Source organism: Halomonas sp. A3H3, from assembly GCF_000982975.1.
GTDB classification, from domain to species: domain Bacteria; phylum Pseudomonadota; class Gammaproteobacteria; order Pseudomonadales; family Halomonadaceae; genus Vreelandella; species Vreelandella titanicae.
Genome location: NZ_HG423343.1, coordinates 5,098,609 through 5,118,384 on the forward strand (window position 1 = coordinate 5,098,609; position 19,776 = coordinate 5,118,384).

Below are 19,776 nucleotides of genomic sequence, written 5' to 3' on the forward strand. Positions count from 1 at the left end.
AGTGGTTATTAGCATGCAGGGGCTTAGCAGCAGAGACTCAGTAGAAATGGTCTAGCCAGGAATACGGCGAATGCGCGCACCCAGCAGCTGCAATTTCTCTTCGATACACTCGTAGCCACGGTCAATGTGATAGATGCGGTCTACTAGAGTTTCCCCCTCGGCCATCATGGCCGCAATCACCAGCGAAGCCGACGCGCGCAGATCGGTTGCCATTACCGGTGCACCGGAAAGCTTCTCGACCCCCTCAATCAAGGCGGTGTTGCCCTCCAGCACGATATTGGCGCCCATTCGGTTAAGCTCTTGAACATGCATAAAGCGGTTTTCGAAGATCGTCTCGACCACCCGAGAGTGCCCCACGGCCACAGCGTTCATGGCCACGAACTGCGCCTGCATATCGGTTGGGAACGCTGGATAAGGCGCAGTACGAATATTCACCGCCTTAGGACGCTTGCCGTGCATATCCAGGGCGATCCAGTCGTCTCCACTGGTGACTTCCGCACCCGCCTCTTCCAGCTTGGCAATGACCGCGTCCAGGATATCGGCCCGGGTGCGCTTGACCTTCACCCGTCCGCCAGTCATGGCGGCGGCAACTAGAAAGGTGCCTGTCTCGATACGGTCGGGCATGACATCGTGCTCGCAACCGTGCAGTTTTTCGACGCCTTCGATAGTAATGGTGTCAGTGCCTTGACCGCAGATTTTAGCGCCCATTTTGATCAAGCACTCAGCCAAGTCGACAATTTCAGGCTCGCGGGCAGCGTTTTCCAGAACGGTTTTGCCATCGGCTAGGGTCGCCGCCATCAGCAGGTTTTCGGTACCGGTCACTGTCACGGTATCAAAGTAGATAGTTGCCCCTTTTAGACGACCGTCCACCCGCGCGCGGATATAGCCAGCCTCAACGCGAATCTCCGCCCCCATGGCTTCTAAACCGCGAATATGCAAATCCACCGGGCGCGAGCCAATGGCGCAACCACCGGGTAGCGATACATCGGCTTTACCGAAGTGGGCAAGCAGAGGGCCCAACACCAGTATCGAGGCACGCATTTTCTTAACCAGCTCATACGGTGCGTGACACTGAGTGACTTGGGAGCCATCCAACTGAATACTCAGCTTTTCGCCCATCACCGGCTCAACGCCCATGCGGCCGAGCAGTTCTAAGGTGGTGGTAATATCCTGTAAGTGCGGCAAGTTACCAATCACCACGGGGCCATCGGCCAACAGGCTGGCACACAGAATAGGCAGCGCCGCATTCTTAGCGCCACTCACCCACACTTCACCGTCTACCGATCCATTGCCGGTAATGATTAATTTATCCATGGGGCGACCGTTATTGAACGTTTTCCGGTGCAGTTTGCCACTGCACCGGGGTAAACGTTTTGATGCTAATAGCGTGGAGCGCACCCGAGGCGATCTCATCGCTCAGCGCAGCGTAGACAAGCTGCTGACGTTTGACCGGAGAGAGACCTTCAAAGGCATCGCCAACCGCAATCACCTGAAAATTACAGCCTTCACCCTGGATATGGAACTGACATCCGTCGATACGGGATTCAAGCAGTGCTTTTACCTCGTTGGGTTGCATGGCGCAGAAAACTCCTTTGGGGTCATCGTTATTAATGAACGTAATTGGGTCGACATAATAAAGAAAAGCAGTGCGCTTGGCGATGCCGGAGCGTTAAATGGCCAGAGTAGCCGCAGGCTGATCAATCAAAGCATCCAACTCAGCCAGGGAGGCAAGTCGGCGTAGCGGCGCTGAAAAAAGAATGGCTTGGATATGGATACCGCGCTGCCGACAAATTCGAAGCCATTCAAACAGCACGCTAATGGCAGCGCTGCTAGCCTTCTCAATGCGACTAAAGTCTAAGCTAAGCGAAGTTAGCTCGGTGTGCTTGAGCCATTTAACACCACAGGCGGCCAAATCGGCCGCCAAGGATACCTCCACATCACCTTCCACCAGCAAGGTAGTGTTTTCTACACTAACCGTTACACTGGGGCGTGAAAACAGCACTGTCACGCATCGCCTCCCTGCTCAAGCTCTTCAACGCCCACTTCAGGTGACCATCCGTCAATAACCGCGTCATAATCACGATTGTTATCGCGCATGGCTTGGTCAAACTGATTGCGGAACGTCAGACCCAGATTAATACCGTTAACGATCACGTTAACCACCCGCCACTCGCCGTCGGAGAGTCTCAGGCTATAGCTTACGGGGTACACCTTGCCGTTATTGGCCACCACTTCCATGGCAACGCTGGCCTGGTCGTCATAGCGCTGAGCCTGCTGGGCATTCAGCACCCGCAGCTCATCATAATCAAACGTCACCAGTCCGCGGGTATAGGTATCAATCAGCGTTTGGCGAAACACATCGACAAAACGACGGCGCTGTTCCGGGGAAGCGTTGCGGAAGTAGTTCCCCATCACGCTGGCCCCGATATAGCGGAAATCCGCCACTTGTTCGAGGTTGCTATCCACTAACGCCTCAAGCTCGCTAAGATTATTGGCGTAATAATCCTTGCGACCTTCGAGCTCCGACATCAGTGACTCAACGTTATCGCGAATCATTGCTTCTGGCGTCTGAGACTGCGCCTGTGACTGCAGTGGCACCATTAACGCCGCCATCATCATTACCACCAATAACCAACGACCCATCATCAAGTTCACTCCATTCATAACCATCATCTCCCCACCCGGTATTGCACTGGGCCCGTTATTACACTGGATTAGTGCCTGCCGTTTGAAACACTAGTTAGTTGCCATATTGGACACAAACTGCTGGATAAGTTCTTCCAACACCAGCGCCGACTGGGTGTCACGAATCGTATCGCCATCCTCCAACATTTCAGGGTCGCCGCCCACGCTAAGGCCAATGTACTGCTCACCTAATAAGCCTGCGGTCAGGATCGAGGCAATCGAGTCTTTGGAAAGCTGACCCTCAAGTTCGCTATCCAGGCTAAGAACGACCCGCGCATCGAACCACTGCGTATCCAGTTCAATGGCTTCTACCCGCCCCACTGTCACACCCGCCATGGTGACCCTGGCACGGGGTTTTAAACTGCCAATATTGGCGAAGTTGGCCTCTAACTGAAACGACTGCGTGGGCGCTGAGAGCGTCAGTCCACTCACACGTAGGCCGAGGAACACCAGCCCCAGAATGCCCGCCACCATAAACAGGCCCACACCGAACTCCATGGTTTTACTGCGTTTCATGAAACTGCTCCAGCCATTAAAGGCCGCCAAACATAATGGCGGTCAACACAAAATCAAGCCCCAATACTGCAAGCGACGAATACACCACCGTGCGCGTAGTAGCGCGGGAAATACCTTCAGAAGTGGGCACCAAATCATAACCTTGAAATACCGCGATCCAGGTCACCACCAAAGCAAATACGGCGCTTTTGATCATGCCGTTACCGATATCACTGATAAAGGCTACATTGGCCTGCATGTTGCTCCAGTAAGAGCCCTCGAAGACGCCTAGCCACTCCACGCCCACCAAGTAGCCGCCCCAGATGCCCACGACACTAAACCCAACCGTTAAAATAGGCAGTGACACAAAGCCTGCCCATAGGCGTGGCGCCACCACGCGGCGCAGTGGGTCAACACCGATCATCTCCATGCTGGTGAGCTGCTCTGTCGCTTTCATTAAACCGATCTCGGCGGTGAGCGCAGATCCCGCCCGGCCAGCAAACAGTAGTGCTGCCACCACTGGGGCTAACTCCCTCAATAGCGACAGTGCCACCATTTGTCCCAGCGCCTGCTCAGCCCCGAAATCGACCAAAATGGTATAGCCCTGCAGTGCCAGCACCATGCCGATAAACAGCCCCGACACCAATACAATGGCTAACGAAAGTACGCCCACAAAGTGCATCTGGTGCAACCATAATCGCCAGCCTTCCCGGGAAGGCACGCCGACCACCGACTGGAATAGAAACACGCCCGCTCGACCCAATGCTTCCATTAAGTCGCACCCTCGGCGCCCCAGCCGTGTAACACGTGCGGCGCTATTAGAGAACTTTGACTGCATTAACTCTGCCCTTTATTTACCCTGCATTGGTGCATTTAAGCGCCTTATGTCACCCACCCTAGCAGTTCTATTTAACCGGAGCCTCGCCCAGAATATCGCGATAAAACGCCTCAGCGGGGTAGTGAAATGGTACCGGCCCATCAGGTTCGCCATGAATAAACTGGCTAACCCGGGGATCTTGATTTGTGTCCAGGGTTTGCGGTGTGCCATGGGCTACCACCTGGCCATCGGCGATCAGATAGAGATAGTCCGCAATGCTCAAGGTCTCCTTGATATCATGGGAGACCACCACCGAGGTTAGCTGCAGTGCTTGATTAAGGCGCTTGATTAGCTGCACCAACACGCCCATAGAGATGGGATCCTGACCAACAAACGGCTCATCATACAAAATCAGTTCTGGATCCAGCGCCACCGCACGAGCCAATGCGACCCGGCGCGCCATCCCTCCGGACAGCTCCGCAGGCGTTAAGTGTCGCGCTCCACGCAGGCCGACCGCCTGTAGCTTGAGCAACACCAGGTCACGCACCATTGTATCGGGTAAATCCGTATGCACCCGCAGCGGAAAGGCAACGTTTTCAAACACATCCAAATCAGAAAACAGCGCACCACTCTGAAACAGCATTCCCATCCGCTTGCGTAGCGTGAATAGCGCCTTCCGGGACAGTTTATGAACATCCTGCCCATCAATGAGTATTCGACCACTCTCCGGGGTTAGCTGGCCGCCGATCAGCTTCAGTAGCGTGGTTTTACCGGTACCACTTGGCCCCATGATCGCGGTTACTTTACCCCGCGGTATGGTCATATTCACGCCACGGAAAATTTCGTGATCACCACGCGAAAAGTAAAGCTCTTCAATTTCTATAAAGGGTGCATCTGTCATGGATCAGTTGACTCTTAACGAGGCGCGACTAAAGCTGTATAGCATACCCTACTTGCGGCTATCGCAATTAGAAAACAGCGTTTCTAAAACATTATCGAACATTGTACTATAACGCTACAAGGCATTAACTGCACGAATGGGCTTTCCTATTGTTCAGGGTTATCAAAGTTGCAAAGGCTTGCTTACCCTCGCCTAAACCTGCTCTCGGCCCTGGTGATGCGGGTATGCCCCCCAGGGAGTCGCCTCAATTACTGCCTATTAGAGGTGTCGAGATGTTATTCTTACCGGTTACTACTTTTATATTTTCATTTGTTAAGAGAAAACGCTATGCGCCAGCCTATCGCCCCCTCCAGCCTACTACGTGAAAGCGCACTGCGTACGCTACAAATCGAGCAGGCAGCGATTGGAGGCCTTCAGGCTAAGCTAGACGAAAGCTTTGATCGCGCCTGTGAGCTAATTCTCGCCTGCCAAGGTCGTGTCGTGGTGACCGGTATGGGCAAGTCGGGGCATATTGCTGGCAAGCTAGCGGCGACACTTGCCAGTACCGGTACGCCGGCTTTTTTCGTTCACCCCGGCGAAGCCAGCCATGGCGATCTAGGCATGATTACCCGCGCAGATGTAGTACTGGCGCTCTCTAACTCGGGCGAAACTGCCGAAGTCACTGCTCTGCTACCACTGCTTAAACGCCTGGGCACACCGCTGGTCAGCATGACGGGGCGGCCCCACTCCACGCTTGCCAAGCACGCTGATGCGCACCTAAACAGTGGCGTCGAGCGTGAGGCTTGCCCGCTCGATCTAGCCCCCACCAGTTCCACCACCGCTGCCCTCGCCCTGGGTGATGCACTGGCGGTTGCGTTACTGGAAGCACGCGGCTTTACCGCTGAAGATTTTGCCCTCTCCCACCCCGGCGGCAGTTTGGGCAAGCGCTTACTGCTACGCGTTAGAGACCTCATGCACGACGGCGCACGCCTGCCCCAAGTCGCATTGGGCAGCCCGCTGCGCGACGCACTACTCGAAATTACCCGGCAAGGGCTTGGCTTTACCTGCGTAGTGGATAGCGAAGGACGATTAGCGGGGGTCTACACCGATGGCGATCTACGCCGCACGCTGGATCAATTCCATAATCTGCGCGACGTGCGCGTTGATGATGTCATGACCCGGCCGGGCAAGCGCATAGGCCCCGATATCCTGGCGGCCGAAGCGGTACGCATCATGGAAGAAAGCCGTATTACCGCGCTAGCGGTGGTTGATGAACAACAGCGCCCAATTGGGGCTCTACATATGCACGACCTGCTCGCCAGCGGCGTTATTTAACCCAGCGGCGCCAACACGACCTGCTTTACGAACTGATTGATATGGAGGTTCTATGACCCTACCTGCCTCGCTACTCGACCAACTCCGCCGTGTACGCCTGCTAGCACTGGATGTTGACGGCGTCCTTACCGATGGGCGCCTCTACTTTCAGGCCGATGGTATCGAAATCAAAGCATTCCACACCCAGGATGGCCACGGGCTAAAGCTTCTCAAACGCGTGGGCGTACATGTCGCGTTGATTACCGGGCGCGACTCCCCCATGGTTAGCCAACGCGCGGCGGCACTCGGCATTGACCATGTTCACCAAGGCTGTGAAGACAAGCTGGCCACACTGCGCGGGCTCTGCCAGCGCCTCGATATTGAACTAGAGCAGGTGGCTTATTGTGGCGACGACCTACCCGACCTAGCGGCTATCAAACGTTGCGGCGTCGGCATTACCGTGCCAAACGCGCCGGACTATATGCATACCCACGCCGACTGGACTACCGAACGCCTGGGTGGCCACGGTGCCGTACGTGAGATCTGCGATACGCTGCTTGAATCTCAAGGACACTGGGGCGCGGTGCTCGACACCTATCTGCACGGCCGCACGTAAATGTTTAAACGCTTTAAAGTACGCCTCTGGTTAGCCGGGCTAGTCATCGCGCTGGGGATTCTGCTGGTATGGCTTGACCCCCGCGGGCCTCAAGACACCAGCATCGACCCCGAAGCACAGGCTCAGGAACCTGGCCACGTGCTGGAAAATGCCGAGATTACCCTATTCGGGGATAACGGCAGTGTCATGCAGTCGCTAAAAACACCGCGCCTTATCCATACCCCGCAGCGCAGCGAAACCTGGACGGAAGAGCCCGAGGCAGTACTGTATGACAGCGAAAACCGTCAGTGGCTGGCCAGCGCCGATGTAGGCACGCTCAACACCGCTACCCAAGCCCTGCTGCTGTCAGGTTCGGCTCGGCTGTTTGCACCAGATGAAGGCTGGCAGCTAGATACCGAGCTACTGCACTATGATGGCCTCGAGCAGCATGCCTGGAGTGACACACCGGTATTGATGCAGCAACCGCCGCAGCAAATGAGCGCTTCACGTATGGACGTTTGGCTTAACACCAGCCAGGTTCGCTTAACGGATAATGTGCGCGGCACGCACCCCCCGGCCACACAACGCTAATAGGAACCGCCATGAAAGCCATGATTTCCCCAGCCCTGCTCTACACTGCACTGTTCGGTTTAGCGATACCTTTATCAGTGTTAGCCCAAACCAACTCATCTTCCCAGGCCCCAGTGGAAGTGGAAGCCGACCGTTTAGATCTTGATCAGCGGGCAGGCACAGCTGTTTATACTGGGGATGTGGACATTCGCCAAGGCGAAATGCAGCTGCGCGGCGAGCGGGTAGAGATCGAACGCAACGACGCGGGCGAACTCTCGACAGCCACCGCTACCGGTGAGCGCGCCTACTTGCGCCATCAAGGCGAAGGGCAAGAAGGCCCCACGGAAGGCTGGGCGCGGCGGATTATTTATCACGTCGCCGAGCGTCGCGTAGAGCTGATCGACCAAGCCGAACTGACCCAGCAAGAGGACACCTTTAGTGGCGGTCGCCTTGAGTATTTTATTGACCGAGAAGTGATTCAAGCGCGCTCTGACGTTGATGGCAGCGAGCCCCAGCGCATACGCATGACCCTTCAGCCTGAACAATAGGGAGCCTAGCTGTGGCCACTGCTGACACTGCGCCGATCAAAACCCTTTATGCCCACCACCTGGCTAAAAGCTACAAACGCCGCCGAGTGGTCAAAGACATCAATCTGGAGATATCCCAAGGCAGTGTCGTTGGCCTTTTGGGCCCCAACGGCGCGGGCAAAACCACCTCATTTTATATGATTGTTGGGCTGGTCAAATCCGACGCTGGCAAGGTGGGTATCGACGATGTGGATTTAACGCGCGCCCCCATGCACGAGCGCGCAGCCGCGGGGATTGGCTATCTACCTCAAGAGGCGTCTATTTTCCGCAAACTCTCGGTTGCCGAGAATATTATGGCGATACTCGAGACCCGCAAAGAGCTTAACCGCAGCGATCGCGAACAGCGCCTGGAAGCGCTACTCGAAGACTTCCATATCACCCATATTCGCGACAACCTGGGCATGAGCCTTTCGGGCGGCGAGCGCAGGCGTGTAGAAATAGCCCGCTCGCTAGCCACAGAGCCCGCTTTTATTCTGCTCGATGAGCCTTTTGCGGGCGTTGACCCCATCTCGGTAGGTGAGATTAAAACCATCATTCGTGCACTGAAACAGCGCCATATCGGCGTGCTGATCACCGATCACAACGTGCGTGAAACACTAGACATTTGCGATATCGCCTATATCGTCGGCGATGGGCAAATCATCGCCAGTGGCTCGCCCGCCTCGATTCTCACCAACCAAAAAGTAAGGGATGTGTATTTGGGCGCCGATTTTCGCCTGTAATGTTTTTGCCTTAATCACCCCTAAATAGCGCTTTAAAACAACTTTACGACCAATGGCATGCTTATTGCACTTGCGCCAAGCACTCACTCGCACTAGGGTGGAGCATTCTGATTAACGAGTGGTTCTCAGATGGTCATGAAAGCTTCTCTCCAACTGCGTATCGGCACACAGCTGACCATGACGCCCCAGTTGCAGCAGGCCATTGCGCTGCTGCAACTCTCTACGCTGGATCTTCGTCAAGAAATTCAGCAGGCCCTCGATGCCAATCCCATGCTGGAGCAGGAAGATGAATTTAGTGAACAGGCTGTCAGCGAGCCTAAGGAAGAAGAGTGGTCAGAGAGCATCCCTACTGAGCTCTCGGTAGATAGCGACTGGTCAGATACCTATCAAGATATGGGAAGCCAGGGGGGCAGCAGCGAAGGCCCCGACTTTGAGCGCCAGGCAGCCGGGCAGAGCCTTCATGGCCACCTGCTGTGGCAACTCGCCATGACCGATTTTAGCGCTCGCGAGCAGCTTGTCGCGGAAAGCTTAATCGACGCGCTAGACGCCAACGGCTACCTGACCCAGCCGCTCAACGACATCCGTGAAGGGCTTCGTGCCCAGGGCATTGACGGGCTAAGCCAGCGCGAAGTGGAAACCATTCTACTCAAGCTCCAGCAGTTTGAGCCGACCGGCATATTTGCCCGTGACTTGCGTGAGTGCTTGATGCTGCAGCTCGCAGCTCTCCCCGATGATACGCCACTGCTGGTTCCCGCCCGCCGCTTGGTGCGGCAGTTTCTCGAAGCGCTTGGCAAAGACGATATGCGTCTGCTGAAACGCCGTCTAGGGCTCGACGACGAACAGCTGGCCGATGTCATCCTGCTTATTCGCAGCCTAGACCCACGCCCAGGCAGCGCCTACGGCGACACCGATGACAGCTATGTCACCCCCGATCTAGTCGTCCGCCACGATAATGAAGGCTGGCATTTAGAGCTCAACCCCGAGGCCCTGCCACGGCTGCGCATTCAGCCCGACTACGCCAGCTTGATTAAGCGTGCGGATAAAAGCGATGACAACCAGTTTCTCAAAGAGCACTTGCAGGAAGCGCGCTGGTTGATCAAGAGCCTCTCTAGCCGAAACGATACGCTGCTGCGTGTTGGTCGCGAAATCATTACCCGCCAGATTGGCTTTTTAGAGCACGGCGAAGAAGCCATGAAACCACTGATACTGGCCGACATTGCCGAAGCCGTGGAGATGCACGAGTCGACTATTTCACGGGTAACGACGCAAAAATATATCCATACACCCCGTGGTGTGTTTGAACTCAAATACTTTTTCTCAAGCCAGGTGAGCGGTCAAGATGGCGACAGCCACTCCAGCACCGCCATCCGTGCACGACTCAAGAAACTGATTCAAGAGGAGCCGCCCGGCAAGCCGCTTTCAGACAGCCGCTTAGTGACGCTATTAGGCGAAGGAGGGATTCAAGTGGCGCGTCGTACGGTGGCGAAATACCGTGAAGCCATGGGCATTCCCTCTTCCAGTGAACGGCGTCGTTTGCGCTAACTTCGTTAACGTTTCAGGGAAACTCTCGACAAGGGCTTTGCAACGCGGCAAAAAGGGTTACAATCGAAGTACAGTCCGATGGATAAGGAGCACGTCAATGCAAGTAAATATCACTGGTCATCACGTAGAACTGACTGACGCCTTGCGTGACTATGTCAACGAAAAGCTTGAGCGTGTAGAGCGCCATTACGACAATATAACTACGGTGCAAGTCACCTTATCAGTGGAGAAAGAGCGCCAGCAGGCCGCCTGTACGCTGCACGCCGCAGGTGCTGACTTACATGCGGAAGCCCTAGACAGTGATATGTACGCCGCTATCGACGCACTAGCGGACAAAATCGACCGTCAACTCGTTAAACACAAGGAAAAAGCACAAGCTCGCGCCCAAGGCGCCGGTGTGCGTTAATTCAATGACGTTGGAAACCATACTCCCCCCGGAACGCGTTCTGTTCGACGTCCCCGGGGGCAGCAAAAAAAGGGTGCTGGAGTTTTACAGCACCTTTATCGCCCAAAATATCCCCAGCCTGGACAGCCAAGAAGTGTTTAGCCGTTTAATCGGCCGCGAGCGCTTAGGTAGTACGGGTATTGGTAACGGCGTGGCTATTCCTCATGCGCGTAGCCCCCACTGCAACGCCCCTATCGCTGGATTTTTGAAACTGGCTGAAGCGATCGATTTTGACGCTATCGACGGCGACCCGGTAGATCTGGTGTTTGTCCTGTTGGTACCCGAAGAGGCAGATGACACGCATCTCTCACTGCTGGGTCAGGTAGCGACCATCATGAATGATGCGGACACGCGCCAGCAACTGCGTAAAGCAGCCAGCCAGCGCGAACTGCTTGAGCTGATTACCGCCAAAATTCGCGAGCAATCAGCGGCCTAAGGGTCTGAAACCCTGTTCAGGGCAGATCACAGCAGGTTATCCGCTCACCACCCTCAACGCAGCTTGATCAAAGCAAAGAGAGACTCTATGCAACTGGTGATCATTAGCGGCCGCTCCGGGTCAGGTAAATCTATCGCCTTGCAAGCGCTGGAAGATCTTGGCTACTACGCGATTGATAACCTCCCAGCTATGTTGCTGGGGTCGTTGGTGGATGAACTGCGTGACCAGGGCGACCGAGCACATTTAGCGGTGAGTATTGATGCCCGCAATTTGCCGGGAGCTCTGGAGCGCCTGCCCTCTTTATTAGACGAGTTGCGCCAGCGTAAAATCGACTTTCAAGTTATTTACCTGACCACCGATGCGCGCATACTGCTTGAGCGTTACTCAGCAACGCGTCGCCGTCATCCGCTGACCCGCGATAGCGAAATGACGCTGGAAGAGGCGATCAATAAAGAAGAGACGACGCTAGAGGATATTCGCGATCTGGCCGACCTATTGATCGATACATCACGATTATCGGTGCACGATTTACGCCGTCGCATTACCGACCAAGTAGCCCATCAGCGGCGCGACAAGCTGACGCTAACGCTGGAATCGTTTGGGTATAAACGCGGCGTACCGTTAGACGCCGACCTGGTCTTCGATGTGCGCTGCCTGCCAAATCCGTACTGGGATCCAACGCTGCGCCAATTCACTGGCCGCGACGCGGAAATCGTGGCTTTTTTGAACAGCTATCCGATTGTTGATGCCATGAGCGACGACATCTTGGCCTGGCTAGAGCGTTGGCTACCCGCTTACCAGAATAGCCAACGTAGCTACATGACTATCGCGATTGGCTGTACTGGTGGCCAGCACCGCTCGGTCTATATGGCCGAGAAGTTAGCGGAAAAATTGACTCCTAGCATGGGCGAAGTTCAACTTCGCCACCGCGAACTGGGTCTGCACTACACCATAAGCGAACAGTTGGCCGCTCCCCTCGTCAGCGCTTCCACACCTAACGAGCGGCCAGAGACCTCTTAAGCGCGTCTATCCATTAATGACACCACTCGGCGAAAAGGAACCAGGGTGCCAGAACGCATACTTACACTTACCAATCAACGCGGGCTACACGCTCGCGCGGCGACAAAACTGGTCAAATGCGGCCAACAGTTCACGGCAAACATACGCGTTTACAAACAGCAACAGGCCGCCGACGCCGCCAATATCATGTCACTGCTGATGCTTGCCGCACCTTGTGGCACCGAGCTTAGAATCACCGCCGAAGGCGATGACGCCGAACAGGCGCTTGAAGCGATTCAAGCGCTGTTCGACGCCCGCTTTGAGGAGGATCAGTAAGCCGCCGCTTGACTTGTTAGTCCCCCGCCACGGTCATGGCATCAATCAACCAGCTACCCGTGTGAACACTGCCACGGGTATCAGTGTCATCGCCAATACCTACTAAGCCAGCAAACATCCGCTCCAGGTTTCCAGCAATGGTGAACTCTTCGACCGGGTACTGCACCTTTCCATTTTCGACCCAAAAACCTGCTGCACCGCGGGAATAGTCACCGGTCACACCGTTGACACCTTGGCCCATCAACTCAGTCACCCAAATACCCCGCCCCATCTCTTGCAACAAGCTTTCGCGTGATTGCAGTGGCGTTGCTAAACGCACGTTACGTGCCCCACCGGCATTGCCCGTGGTTTGCATATCGAGACGACGAGCGCTGTAAGAAGAGAGCATATAGCTGGCAATGCGTCCCTGATCGATAAAGCGATTATTGCGCGTTTGCACGCCCTCGCCATCAAACGGTGAGCTTGCCGTGGCGCCAATCTCCATTGGCCGCTCTTCGAGACTAAACCAGTCGGGAAACAATGGTGTACCGAGCCGGTCGCACAAAAACGAGGCCTGCCGGTAAAGCGCACCACCGGCTAACCCACCGAGCAGGTGGCCAACCAAGCCACTGGCCAACGATGGGTCAAACAGCACCGGAAAGGTGCCCGTTGGCGGCCGTTTAGCACCTAGCCTGCGCAGCGTACGCATCGCGGCTTCGCGCCCCACCTCAGCGGGGTCACGTAGCGCCTTGGGGTCACGGGCAGAGGTGTAGTCATAATCACGCTGCATACCGCTCGCGTCTTGGGCAATCAGCATGCAAGAAAGAGAGTGACTACTGCCCTTTTGGGTACCTAAAAAGCCGTGGCTATTGGCGTAAACGCGCACCCCTTCGCCACTGGAGAGAGACGCGCCATCTGACTGTGAGATGCCGTCAACGTCTCGCCCCGCCTGCTCGCAGGCAAGCGCTAACTCAATCGCCTCATCCGTTGTGAGCGCCCAGGGGTAGTGCACTTTTAGATCGGGCAACTCAGTAGCCATAAGGGAGGCATCGGCCAGCCCTGCGGCCGGGTCTTCGCCGGTATAGCGGGCAATCGCCAGCGCTTTCTCTACGGCTGCCTGGATCGAGGCACTGCTGGCATCAGTGGATGAAGCGCTGCCTTTACGTTGACCCACGTATAGCGTGACGGCAATGCCTTGGTCACGGGATAACTCAACCGTTTCAACTTCGCCCAGGCGTACGCTAACGCCTATACCCTGATCGACGCTTGCGCCTACTTCGGCAGCATCCGCGCCCAAGCGCTTCGCCAGCGCTAACGCCTCTTCGGCGCGCGCGGTCAATAGCGACTGCTGCGCGGATGCATCAAATGCCTGTGCCATATGGCCTCCTATTTCAACCGAATGCCTCTCAACCAAAGTCTTGCAAGAGAGTGTCATCGGCGAATCAATGTTGTACTCGCAGCTGGTATAATGCCGCCACGAATCTTGTCTGTGAGTCACACTATGCGTAAGCAACGTCCCGATCCCGTTGAAGTAGAAGAACAGGAAGAACGCCCTAGCAAGTCGCAACTCAAACGCGAAATGCATGCCTTACAGGCACTTGGGGAAACCTTAATCGCCATGCGACCGGCGGAACGCGCCCGTTTCCCCCTCTCTGACGATATGCTACGCGCTATCGAGGAAACCTCGCGTATTCGCACCCATGAAGGTCGCCGCCGCCATATGCAGTATGTCGGTAAGCTGATCCGTAAAGAGGATCTTACCGCCATTCAAGCCGTGTTCGACTCCATCGATCAGGAGCAAGAGCAGCGCGACCACGCGTTCCACCGACTGGAAAAATGGCGGGAACGCTTAATTGACGAGGGCGATGCGGCAGTTGACCTGTTTATGGCGGAGCACCCCGACGCCGATCGCCAGACACTGCGTCAATTGATTCGCAACGCCCAGCGGGAACGCGAACAGGGCAAACCGCCGACCAGCTCGCGCAAGCTCTTCAAACACCTGCGCGAAACCTTAGCGCTTTAAAAACCGCACTTTAAAAGCAGCCTCTTTAAGACGGCTTTTCAAGACCGCCTATCAAGACTGCGTGCCGCCGACGGTCAGCTCATCCAATTTCAGGGTGGGCTGGCCCACACCCACCGGCACGCCCTGCCCTTCTTTACCACACACGCCAATACCGGTATCCAGCGCCATATCATGGCCAATCATGGAAACACGCTGCATCGCTTCCGGCCCGTTACCAATCAAGGTGGCGCCTTTCACCGGCGCCGTCACCTTACCGTCTTCAATCAAGTAGGCTTCGCTGGCAGAGAACACAAATTTGCCAGAGGTGATATCCACCTGCCCGCCCCCAAAGCTCACCGCGTAAATACCGCGCTTAACGCTTTTGATAATATCGCTGGGCTCATCTTGGCCCGCAAGCATGACCGTATTCGTCATGCGCGGCATCGGCAGGTGGGCAAAGGATTCGCGTCGCGCATTGCCTGTGGGAGCCATACCCATTAAGCGGGCATTGAGTTTGTCCTGCATATAGCCGGTCAAAATGCCGTCTTCGATAAGCGGCGTGTATTGGCCCGGCGTGCCCTCGTCATCCACGCTCATTGAGCCACGGCAATCCGATAGTGTCGCATCATCGACAATCGTCACGCCTTTTGCGGCCACGCGCTCGCCCATTTTGCCAGCAAAAGCGGAACTGCCCTTACGGTTGAAATCCCCTTCCAAACCATGGCCGACGGCTTCATGAAGCAAAATTCCCGGCCACCCCGACGCCAGCACCACAGGCATTTGCCCCGCGGGCGCATCGACGGCTTCCAGGTTGACCAGTGCCTGACGCACCGCCTCTTTGGCGTACTGCTCGGCAACTTGGTCATCGCGCAGCTTGGCCATGGAGTAACGGCCACCGCCGCCCGCACTGCCACGCTCACGACGACCATTTTTAACCGCGATAACGCTGACATTAAAGCGCACCAGCGGGCGAATATCCGCCGCCAAGGTGCCATCGCTTGCCCGCACCAGCACTACTTCGTAGGTACCTGAAAGAGAAGCACTCACTTGGCTAATGCTGGGATCCGCGGCACGGGCGACACGGTCAGCCTGTTTTAGCATGGTGACTTTGTCTTCCGCGCTTAGCCCGGCCAGGGGGTCGATTCCCGCATAGCGCGACATGGCGGATACCGGGCGCACCAACTGTCCAGGCAGACGTTGACCGCTGCGGACGATGCCTGCCGCCGTGCGGCCGGTGTCCATTAGCGCATCGGCCGTTATTTGGTTGGAGTAGGCAAAGCCAGTCTTTTCACCTGCCAGTGAGCGTACGCCGACGCCACCGTCAATATTGTAGCTGGCCTCTTTTACCTCTCCATCCTCCAGTACCCAGCCCTCTTGCCAGGTACGCTGGAAATAGAGATCGGCATAGTCAATGCCCGCGCCCATGGCGTAGCCCAACCCCGTTTCCAGAGCCTCTAAATCGAGCCCTCCGGGGGTCAACAGAATGGCGGCGGCCGTATCTACATCACTTTTATATGCGGTCATTGGGGGCCTTCTAAAGTAACCTGCGGCGAAGTCCAAGGGCCTCGCACGCGATAATGGAGTGTCGTGGCGCGATCTAAGGCGTCGCCAAACAGCTGGTCAGCAAGGAACAGCGCGCCACCCACGATGGGTGCGCCAACGGCAATCGCCGCGATCGGTAAACTTTGCGTCACTGGTAGTGTGACGCCAAGCCGCTGGTCAAGTTCACGCGTCACCAGGTTGACACTGCCGGTAAGCGTTAGGGTGGTGGCCGGAGTATCAATTTGCAATGGCCCGCGCAGCGTCAGCAACTCACCAGTAACATCAGCCGTCCCCTTAACACGGTCAAATGCCGTGCCGCGGCCGGTAACGTCGGAAAAATCCAAGCGTAGACGACGTAAAATATTATCGAAATTGAGCAAGCCAATTAAGCGCGCAGGTGCCGATTCCAGAGTGACAAAGCGGCCATCACGAATGTCGGTACTGATATAGCCATCTGAGCGGCTTAACTCCAACTGCCAGGGCGCCCCCGGCCAATCAAGCGAAGCAGCCACATCGGTACTTCGGCTACGCATGGCCACCGGTTGGTCAAGACGCTCAAGGGCGGTGCCGATGTCGCCACCCTGAATCGTAATGTCCGCACGGGTATGACTGGAAACAGCGTCCCCCTCCCAGTAAAGCTCACCTCGCGCAGAGAGCTGACCCAGGGTTAAGCCAACGGGGGTAAGCGAAAAACGCTCGCCGTCAGTTTTCCAGTAAGCAGTCAAAGGGCCGAAGCGGCGCGGCCCCATAGCAATTTCGGCTAAGCGTAATCGTCCATTGGGCACATCGGCTAGCCAATCAGGAATGGCCACAGGCACCTTGCGCTGGGTGTCGACCGTTTCCATCCAGGAGTCTGGCATCGGAGCATCGCTGTCGTGTTCAACATTGGCTAACGCCAGCAAGCGATCAAGCGCCAGCGCTTCAATGGCCACATCTAACGGTTGCGGTGATTGAGCATCGTACAGTAAATGCCCAGTGACCAGATTACCGCTTAGCCCCAAATCGATCCGGCCATCGTTCACGCCTCCCGACGCGTTAAGGCTGCCTAAACACTCCCTTTGGTAAACCACACAGGGTGTGGCTAACGAGACCGCCAACGGTATTTGAGTACCTCCACCCGACGCACTGAGCAACCCGCTGGGCATTAGCGGTGAAATCGCCTGCTGCCACGCTAGCGGGTCAATGCGAGGTAGGGCAGCATCGATACTAACCCCTGGCTGGGATGGCCAGTCGGGCAGGCGCACCGCCTGGCTGCCTAAATTTAGCGTCCCGGCAAGCGAGCCATTAAGCTGTTGCAGTCGTGCAGAAGCGATATCGGCTAGGCGGCTTTCGATACGTTTTGTGTCCATATCGGCGGTTAATGTCCAGGGCCAGGCCTGCTGTGGCGATTTTGCAAAGGGCTCGGGAAGATGACTGGTGACGCCGACTAAACGACTCTCCAAGCGCAGGATGGGAGTTGGCGTTAGGGCGACACTGCCCTGCCACTCTAGCGGTCCTTCTAGCGGCATACGCCCTTGACTATCCAACCCTGCAAGCCCAAAAAGCGCCCCAGTGGCGACACTCCCCTGCAGCTGTATGTCGTTGCGTTGAGTATCAATATCAGCGTTGATAGGGCCTCCCAGCAACTGCCCACTAACCTCACCGACGAGACCTGAACTCTTCCCGTTTTGAAGCCAGGTGAGATCCCCCTCAACCGATTGAAGACGTAGATCGAGCGGTTTATACACCACTTCCGGAAAGCGTGGCCGAGCATTGATTTCCAGTTGCAGCGCTTCAGGGTTTGCCAACGGCAACGACAACGCAATATCGCCGTTAACGCCACCCGTTACGCGCAAATCACTTAGTGGGGAAAGATCAATCTCGGGCATTGCCTGTAAAAATGATATCAGCGCTGGCCCATCCGATGTTAACTGCCCCGAAAGGTTGAGCGTCTCATCCTCCATCACCACCTCACCCTCTGAAGCAGTGATGCCATGGCTCTGAGCGTTATCAATTTCAGCTTCTAACACTCTGTTTTGCCACTTTAAGCGCCCCTCGACGTCGTCAAGACGTGGCCAGCCTGGCGCGATCGGCAAATGTCCTTGGGTCACCGCCAGAGCGAGCGTTGCAGTAAAGTCGTTGGCGGTCGCCCCTTCGCCTAACGGTTGGCTAAGCTGCAGAGAGCCCTCGCTCACGTAGCCACCAATATCATTAAGCAGCCATTCGCGAAGCTCGTCATCCATGACGCTGAGCGGCAACCACTGGGCCAGCGGACGCTCAACAGCATCCACGTCACTGAAATTGAGGTCTAAACCAAAATGCCCGCGCTGATTACCCGTCACCAAACCAAAGCCGCCCGCTATCTGGGCGCCGTCCCAGTCGACGCTTAGGCGCTTGCCACTCACCATGGTATTGGGGCCGTCGTATACCCACTCCACTTCCCCTTCAGCACGTCGCAGTTGCATGGGAGCGGCAAAAAACTCAGGAAAGTAGAGAGTGCTTTCACCGTTGCTGCTAAACAGCACGCGGCCGCGTAAATCCCGCGCCTGTACCCAGGCATCCAGCGGGCCTCCGCCCGGTGCCTGCTGCCACGGTGAGACCTCCACGCCGGTTAGCGCCGCATCCACTCCCCAGTGGCCATCCTGCTGCCCCACGTGCAAACCCTCGACTTGCCCACGGGGAGCGAGGGTTTGTAATACCCGGGTGACGGATTCAGGGAGCAATACGTAGTCACGCCAAGCGGTCAGCGAGGCAAGCTCAAAGGCGCTGGTGCGCACTTCCCACTGTCCTGGTTGGTGGGTGGCATGCCAGTGGCGTGGCAACGCTGGCCCAACGTTACCTCCAGGGGGCTGGGCCCACTCAACGCTCTCCGCGTCGCCGCTTAGCCACGCCTCACCACCTTCGCCGTCGCGCTGCCACAGGCCATTAGCCTTAATATCTCTTAACACCGCGTACTGAACCTGGTGGCGAAGCGTCAACTGTGGAACGTCGACGGCAACACGAGCTTCCTCAAGACGCCCGGTGGTCCAACGCCCCCATAGCCGCGCACTGCCCCCGGCTTGCTCTAAATAGGCGGCATGATCAGGTCGAAACATATCCGCCAGAACCACTAACTGATCAAGCTGAATATCCAACTGCAGTGCTGCCGAAAAATCGCTAAAACCTCGTCGGCCGGGCTGCATTTCGACCTTCATTTCCGCCGCAGGAAGGTCTATATCGCGAGCCTGCTCTAACGATGGGGCAATATTGATGGCGCCCTCTAACCTTGTGCGCCGCTCATCACCGGTCAGCAGCAGTGTCTGAGCATGCAGCATCACGGTGTCGTCTTTGCCGTGCAGTACAACCCGCGTGTCATCCACCCACAGGCGTTGGCGTAGAATCAAGCCCGCCCAGCTATCAATTGTGGCCAGATCCACATCGGGTTCTGCCGCCATCAATAGCGGTAACTCCGCAGGCTCAGGCCACTGTAAAGACCTCCCCGAACCTTGATAGAGGTGAACCTGTGTACCACTGATACGCGCATCACTAAAAATCGGTGCCAGATTGGCAAACGACGCCCAGGTATCTAAGCGCAGTCCCGCATGCTCAAGGGAAAAGAGTGCTTGGCCATCGGGGGTTTCCGCGTTCACCCCGTCAAGCCGTAGCAGTAGATCGCTACGCGCTAGCGATAGCGATAAGCGATCGATGGTCACCGGCACGCCAATGCGCGCCTCGAGTAACGCTTCAATGTGGGGGGTAAGGGCATCGGATTGGCTGATCGCTAGACGCAGCAGCAACAGCAGCACAGCCGCGCTGCCCAAAAGCCAGGCCGCTATCAGCAAACTCCAACGCACCAGCGAACGAGTCAGCAT

General features: G+C 56.3%; 21 protein-coding genes. 11 read left to right on the forward strand and 10 right to left on the reverse strand.

The window, feature by feature from the left end:
- Window positions 1-51 precede the first annotated feature (51 nt).
- The 7 genes from murA to HALA3H3_RS23205 form a co-directional block, all read right to left on the reverse strand.
- Window positions 52-1,314 carry a UDP-N-acetylglucosamine 1-carboxyvinyltransferase gene (gene murA, locus HALA3H3_RS23175; RefSeq protein ID WP_022523926.1) on the reverse strand — a complete coding sequence of 421 codons (1,263 nt, stop codon included), beginning with the start codon at window positions 1,312-1,314 and terminating at the stop codon, window positions 52-54.
- Window positions 1,315-1,324: 10 nt separating this feature from the next.
- Entirely contained in the window at window positions 1,325-1,576 is a 252-nt protein-coding gene (locus tag HALA3H3_RS23180) for a BolA family protein (protein WP_022523927.1), read from the reverse strand.
- A 93-nt stretch (window positions 1,577-1,669) separates the two neighbouring features.
- Window positions 1,670-2,008, reverse strand: a complete 339-nt coding sequence (locus HALA3H3_RS23185) for an STAS domain-containing protein (protein ID WP_022523928.1) — start codon at window positions 2,006-2,008, stop codon at window positions 1,670-1,672.
- The gene (locus HALA3H3_RS23190; RefSeq protein WP_081742670.1) at window positions 2,005-2,646 is read right to left on the reverse strand and encodes an MlaC/ttg2D family ABC transporter substrate-binding protein; all 642 of its coding nucleotides are present in this window, start codon (window positions 2,644-2,646) and stop codon (window positions 2,005-2,007) included. The genes HALA3H3_RS23185 and HALA3H3_RS23190 overlap by 4 nt, the downstream gene beginning before the upstream one ends.
- A 90-nt stretch (window positions 2,647-2,736) precedes the next feature.
- Window positions 2,737-3,201 carry an outer membrane lipid asymmetry maintenance protein MlaD gene (mlaD, locus tag HALA3H3_RS23195; RefSeq protein WP_022523930.1) on the reverse strand — a complete coding sequence of 155 codons (465 nt, stop codon included), beginning with the start codon at window positions 3,199-3,201 and terminating at the stop codon, window positions 2,737-2,739.
- Between the two features lie 16 nt (window positions 3,202-3,217).
- Window positions 3,218-4,018, reverse strand: a complete 801-nt coding sequence (gene mlaE, locus HALA3H3_RS23200; protein WP_035539165.1) for a lipid asymmetry maintenance ABC transporter permease subunit MlaE — start codon at window positions 4,016-4,018, stop codon at window positions 3,218-3,220.
- A gap of 67 nt (window positions 4,019-4,085) precedes the next feature.
- Window positions 4,086-4,898: an ATP-binding cassette domain-containing protein gene (locus HALA3H3_RS23205; protein ID WP_022523932.1), complete on the reverse strand. Its 813-nt coding sequence runs from the start codon at window positions 4,896-4,898 to the stop codon at window positions 4,086-4,088.
- Window positions 4,899-5,225: 327 nt separating this feature from the next.
- Between HALA3H3_RS23205 and HALA3H3_RS23210 the strand changes: the two genes are divergently transcribed.
- The 10 genes from HALA3H3_RS23210 (at window position 5,226) to HALA3H3_RS23255 (ending at window position 12,423) form a co-directional block, all read left to right on the forward strand.
- Window positions 5,226-6,212 (forward strand): KpsF/GutQ family sugar-phosphate isomerase, encoded by a 987-nt coding sequence (locus HALA3H3_RS23210; protein ID WP_022523933.1) that lies wholly within the window; start codon window positions 5,226-5,228, stop codon window positions 6,210-6,212.
- A 52-nt stretch (window positions 6,213-6,264) separates the two neighbouring features.
- A complete protein-coding gene (locus tag HALA3H3_RS23215; protein ID WP_022523934.1) occupies window positions 6,265-6,807 on the forward strand; it encodes a KdsC family phosphatase in 543 nt (180 codons plus the stop codon).
- Window positions 6,808-7,377, forward strand: coding sequence for an LPS export ABC transporter periplasmic protein LptC (lptC, locus tag HALA3H3_RS23220; protein ID WP_022523935.1), 570 nt, complete (start codon window positions 6,808-6,810; stop codon window positions 7,375-7,377). It begins immediately after the preceding gene.
- A gap of 11 nt (window positions 7,378-7,388) precedes the next feature.
- Window positions 7,389-7,904 carry a lipopolysaccharide transport periplasmic protein LptA gene (lptA, locus tag HALA3H3_RS23225; RefSeq protein ID WP_009287774.1) on the forward strand — a complete coding sequence of 172 codons (516 nt, stop codon included), beginning with the start codon at window positions 7,389-7,391 and terminating at the stop codon, window positions 7,902-7,904.
- Window positions 7,905-7,915: 11 nt separating this feature from the next.
- On the forward strand, window positions 7,916-8,665 hold the full coding sequence (lptB, locus tag HALA3H3_RS23230) for an LPS export ABC transporter ATP-binding protein (RefSeq protein WP_022523936.1): 750 nt from the start codon (window positions 7,916-7,918) through the stop codon (window positions 8,663-8,665).
- Window positions 8,666-8,794: 129 nt separating this feature from the next.
- Complete coding sequence (locus HALA3H3_RS23235) at window positions 8,795-10,207, forward strand: RNA polymerase factor sigma-54 (protein ID WP_022523937.1); 1,413 nt, start codon at window positions 8,795-8,797, stop codon at window positions 10,205-10,207.
- Window positions 10,208-10,304: 97 nt separating this feature from the next.
- Window positions 10,305-10,613, forward strand: a complete 309-nt coding sequence (hpf, locus tag HALA3H3_RS23240; RefSeq protein WP_007114683.1) for a ribosome hibernation-promoting factor, HPF/YfiA family — start codon at window positions 10,305-10,307, stop codon at window positions 10,611-10,613.
- Between the two features lie 4 nt (window positions 10,614-10,617).
- Window positions 10,618-11,088, forward strand: a complete 471-nt coding sequence (locus tag HALA3H3_RS23245; RefSeq protein WP_039859784.1) for a PTS sugar transporter subunit IIA — start codon at window positions 10,618-10,620, stop codon at window positions 11,086-11,088.
- 87 nt (window positions 11,089-11,175) lie between these two features.
- Window positions 11,176-12,108 (forward strand): RNase adapter RapZ, encoded by a 933-nt coding sequence (gene rapZ / locus HALA3H3_RS23250; protein WP_022523939.1) that lies wholly within the window; start codon window positions 11,176-11,178, stop codon window positions 12,106-12,108.
- Between the two features lie 45 nt (window positions 12,109-12,153).
- Window positions 12,154-12,423, forward strand: a complete 270-nt coding sequence (locus tag HALA3H3_RS23255; protein ID WP_022523940.1) for an HPr family phosphocarrier protein — start codon at window positions 12,154-12,156, stop codon at window positions 12,421-12,423.
- Between the two features lie 16 nt (window positions 12,424-12,439).
- On the opposite strand, the gene pmbA is transcribed toward HALA3H3_RS23255, so the two are convergent.
- The gene (gene pmbA, locus HALA3H3_RS23260) at window positions 12,440-13,780 is read right to left on the reverse strand and encodes a metalloprotease PmbA (protein ID WP_022523941.1); all 1,341 of its coding nucleotides are present in this window, start codon (window positions 13,778-13,780) and stop codon (window positions 12,440-12,442) included.
- Between the two features lie 123 nt (window positions 13,781-13,903).
- Between pmbA and yjgA the strand changes: the two genes are divergently transcribed.
- Window positions 13,904-14,425 carry a ribosome biogenesis factor YjgA gene (gene yjgA / locus HALA3H3_RS23265; RefSeq protein ID WP_022523942.1) on the forward strand — a complete coding sequence of 174 codons (522 nt, stop codon included), beginning with the start codon at window positions 13,904-13,906 and terminating at the stop codon, window positions 14,423-14,425.
- A 51-nt stretch (window positions 14,426-14,476) separates the two neighbouring features.
- Here yjgA and tldD read toward each other — a convergent pair whose 3' ends face one another.
- Both tldD and HALA3H3_RS23275 read right to left on the reverse strand, forming a co-directional pair.
- The gene (gene tldD / locus HALA3H3_RS23270; RefSeq protein ID WP_022523943.1) at window positions 14,477-15,928 is read right to left on the reverse strand and encodes a metalloprotease TldD; all 1,452 of its coding nucleotides are present in this window, start codon (window positions 15,926-15,928) and stop codon (window positions 14,477-14,479) included.
- Complete coding sequence (locus HALA3H3_RS23275) at window positions 15,925-19,776, reverse strand: YhdP family phospholipid transporter (RefSeq protein WP_022523944.1); 3,852 nt, start codon at window positions 19,774-19,776, stop codon at window positions 15,925-15,927. Before HALA3H3_RS23275 ends, tldD begins: the two co-directional genes overlap by 4 nt.

Bases quoted from the DNA above. Each gene is read 5' to 3' on its own strand.
- hpf (WP_007114683.1), top strand. From the start codon at position 10,305: ATGCAAGTAAATATCACTGGTCATCACGTAGAACTGACTGACGCCTTG.
- HALA3H3_RS23190 (WP_081742670.1), bottom strand. From the start codon at position 2,646: ATGATGGGTCGTTGGTTATTGGTGGTAATGATGATGGCGGCGTTAATG.
- yjgA (WP_022523942.1), top strand. From the start codon at position 13,904: ATGCGTAAGCAACGTCCCGATCCCGTTGAAGTAGAAGAACAGGAAGAA.
- rapZ (WP_022523939.1), top strand. From the start codon at position 11,176: ATGCAACTGGTGATCATTAGCGGCCGCTCCGGGTCAGGTAAATCTATC.
- murA (WP_022523926.1), bottom strand. From the start codon at position 1,314: ATGGATAAATTAATCATTACCGGCAATGGATCGGTAGACGGTGAAGTG.
- mlaE (WP_035539165.1), bottom strand. From the start codon at position 4,018: ATGCAGTCAAAGTTCTCTAATAGCGCCGCACGTGTTACACGGCTGGGG.
- tldD (WP_022523943.1), bottom strand. From the start codon at position 15,928: ATGACCGCATATAAAAGTGATGTAGATACGGCCGCCGCCATTCTGTTG.
- HALA3H3_RS23215 (WP_022523934.1), top strand. From the start codon at position 6,265: ATGACCCTACCTGCCTCGCTACTCGACCAACTCCGCCGTGTACGCCTG.
- HALA3H3_RS23210 (WP_022523933.1), top strand. From the start codon at position 5,226: ATGCGCCAGCCTATCGCCCCCTCCAGCCTACTACGTGAAAGCGCACTG.
- mlaD (WP_022523930.1), bottom strand. From the start codon at position 3,201: ATGAAACGCAGTAAAACCATGGAGTTCGGTGTGGGCCTGTTTATGGTG.
- lptA (WP_009287774.1), top strand. From the start codon at position 7,389: ATGAAAGCCATGATTTCCCCAGCCCTGCTCTACACTGCACTGTTCGGT.
- HALA3H3_RS23180 (WP_022523927.1), bottom strand. From the start codon at position 1,576: ATGCAACCCAACGAGGTAAAAGCACTGCTTGAATCCCGTATCGACGGA.
- lptC (WP_022523935.1), top strand. From the start codon at position 6,808: ATGTTTAAACGCTTTAAAGTACGCCTCTGGTTAGCCGGGCTAGTCATC.
- HALA3H3_RS23235 (WP_022523937.1), top strand. From the start codon at position 8,795: ATGGTCATGAAAGCTTCTCTCCAACTGCGTATCGGCACACAGCTGACC.
- HALA3H3_RS23275 (WP_022523944.1), bottom strand. From the start codon at position 19,776: ATGCTGACTCGTTCGCTGGTGCGTTGGAGTTTGCTGATAGCGGCCTGG.
- HALA3H3_RS23245 (WP_039859784.1), top strand. From the start codon at position 10,618: ATGACGTTGGAAACCATACTCCCCCCGGAACGCGTTCTGTTCGACGTC.
- pmbA (WP_022523941.1), bottom strand. From the start codon at position 13,780: ATGGCACAGGCATTTGATGCATCCGCGCAGCAGTCGCTATTGACCGCG.
- HALA3H3_RS23205 (WP_022523932.1), bottom strand. From the start codon at position 4,898: ATGACAGATGCACCCTTTATAGAAATTGAAGAGCTTTACTTTTCGCGT.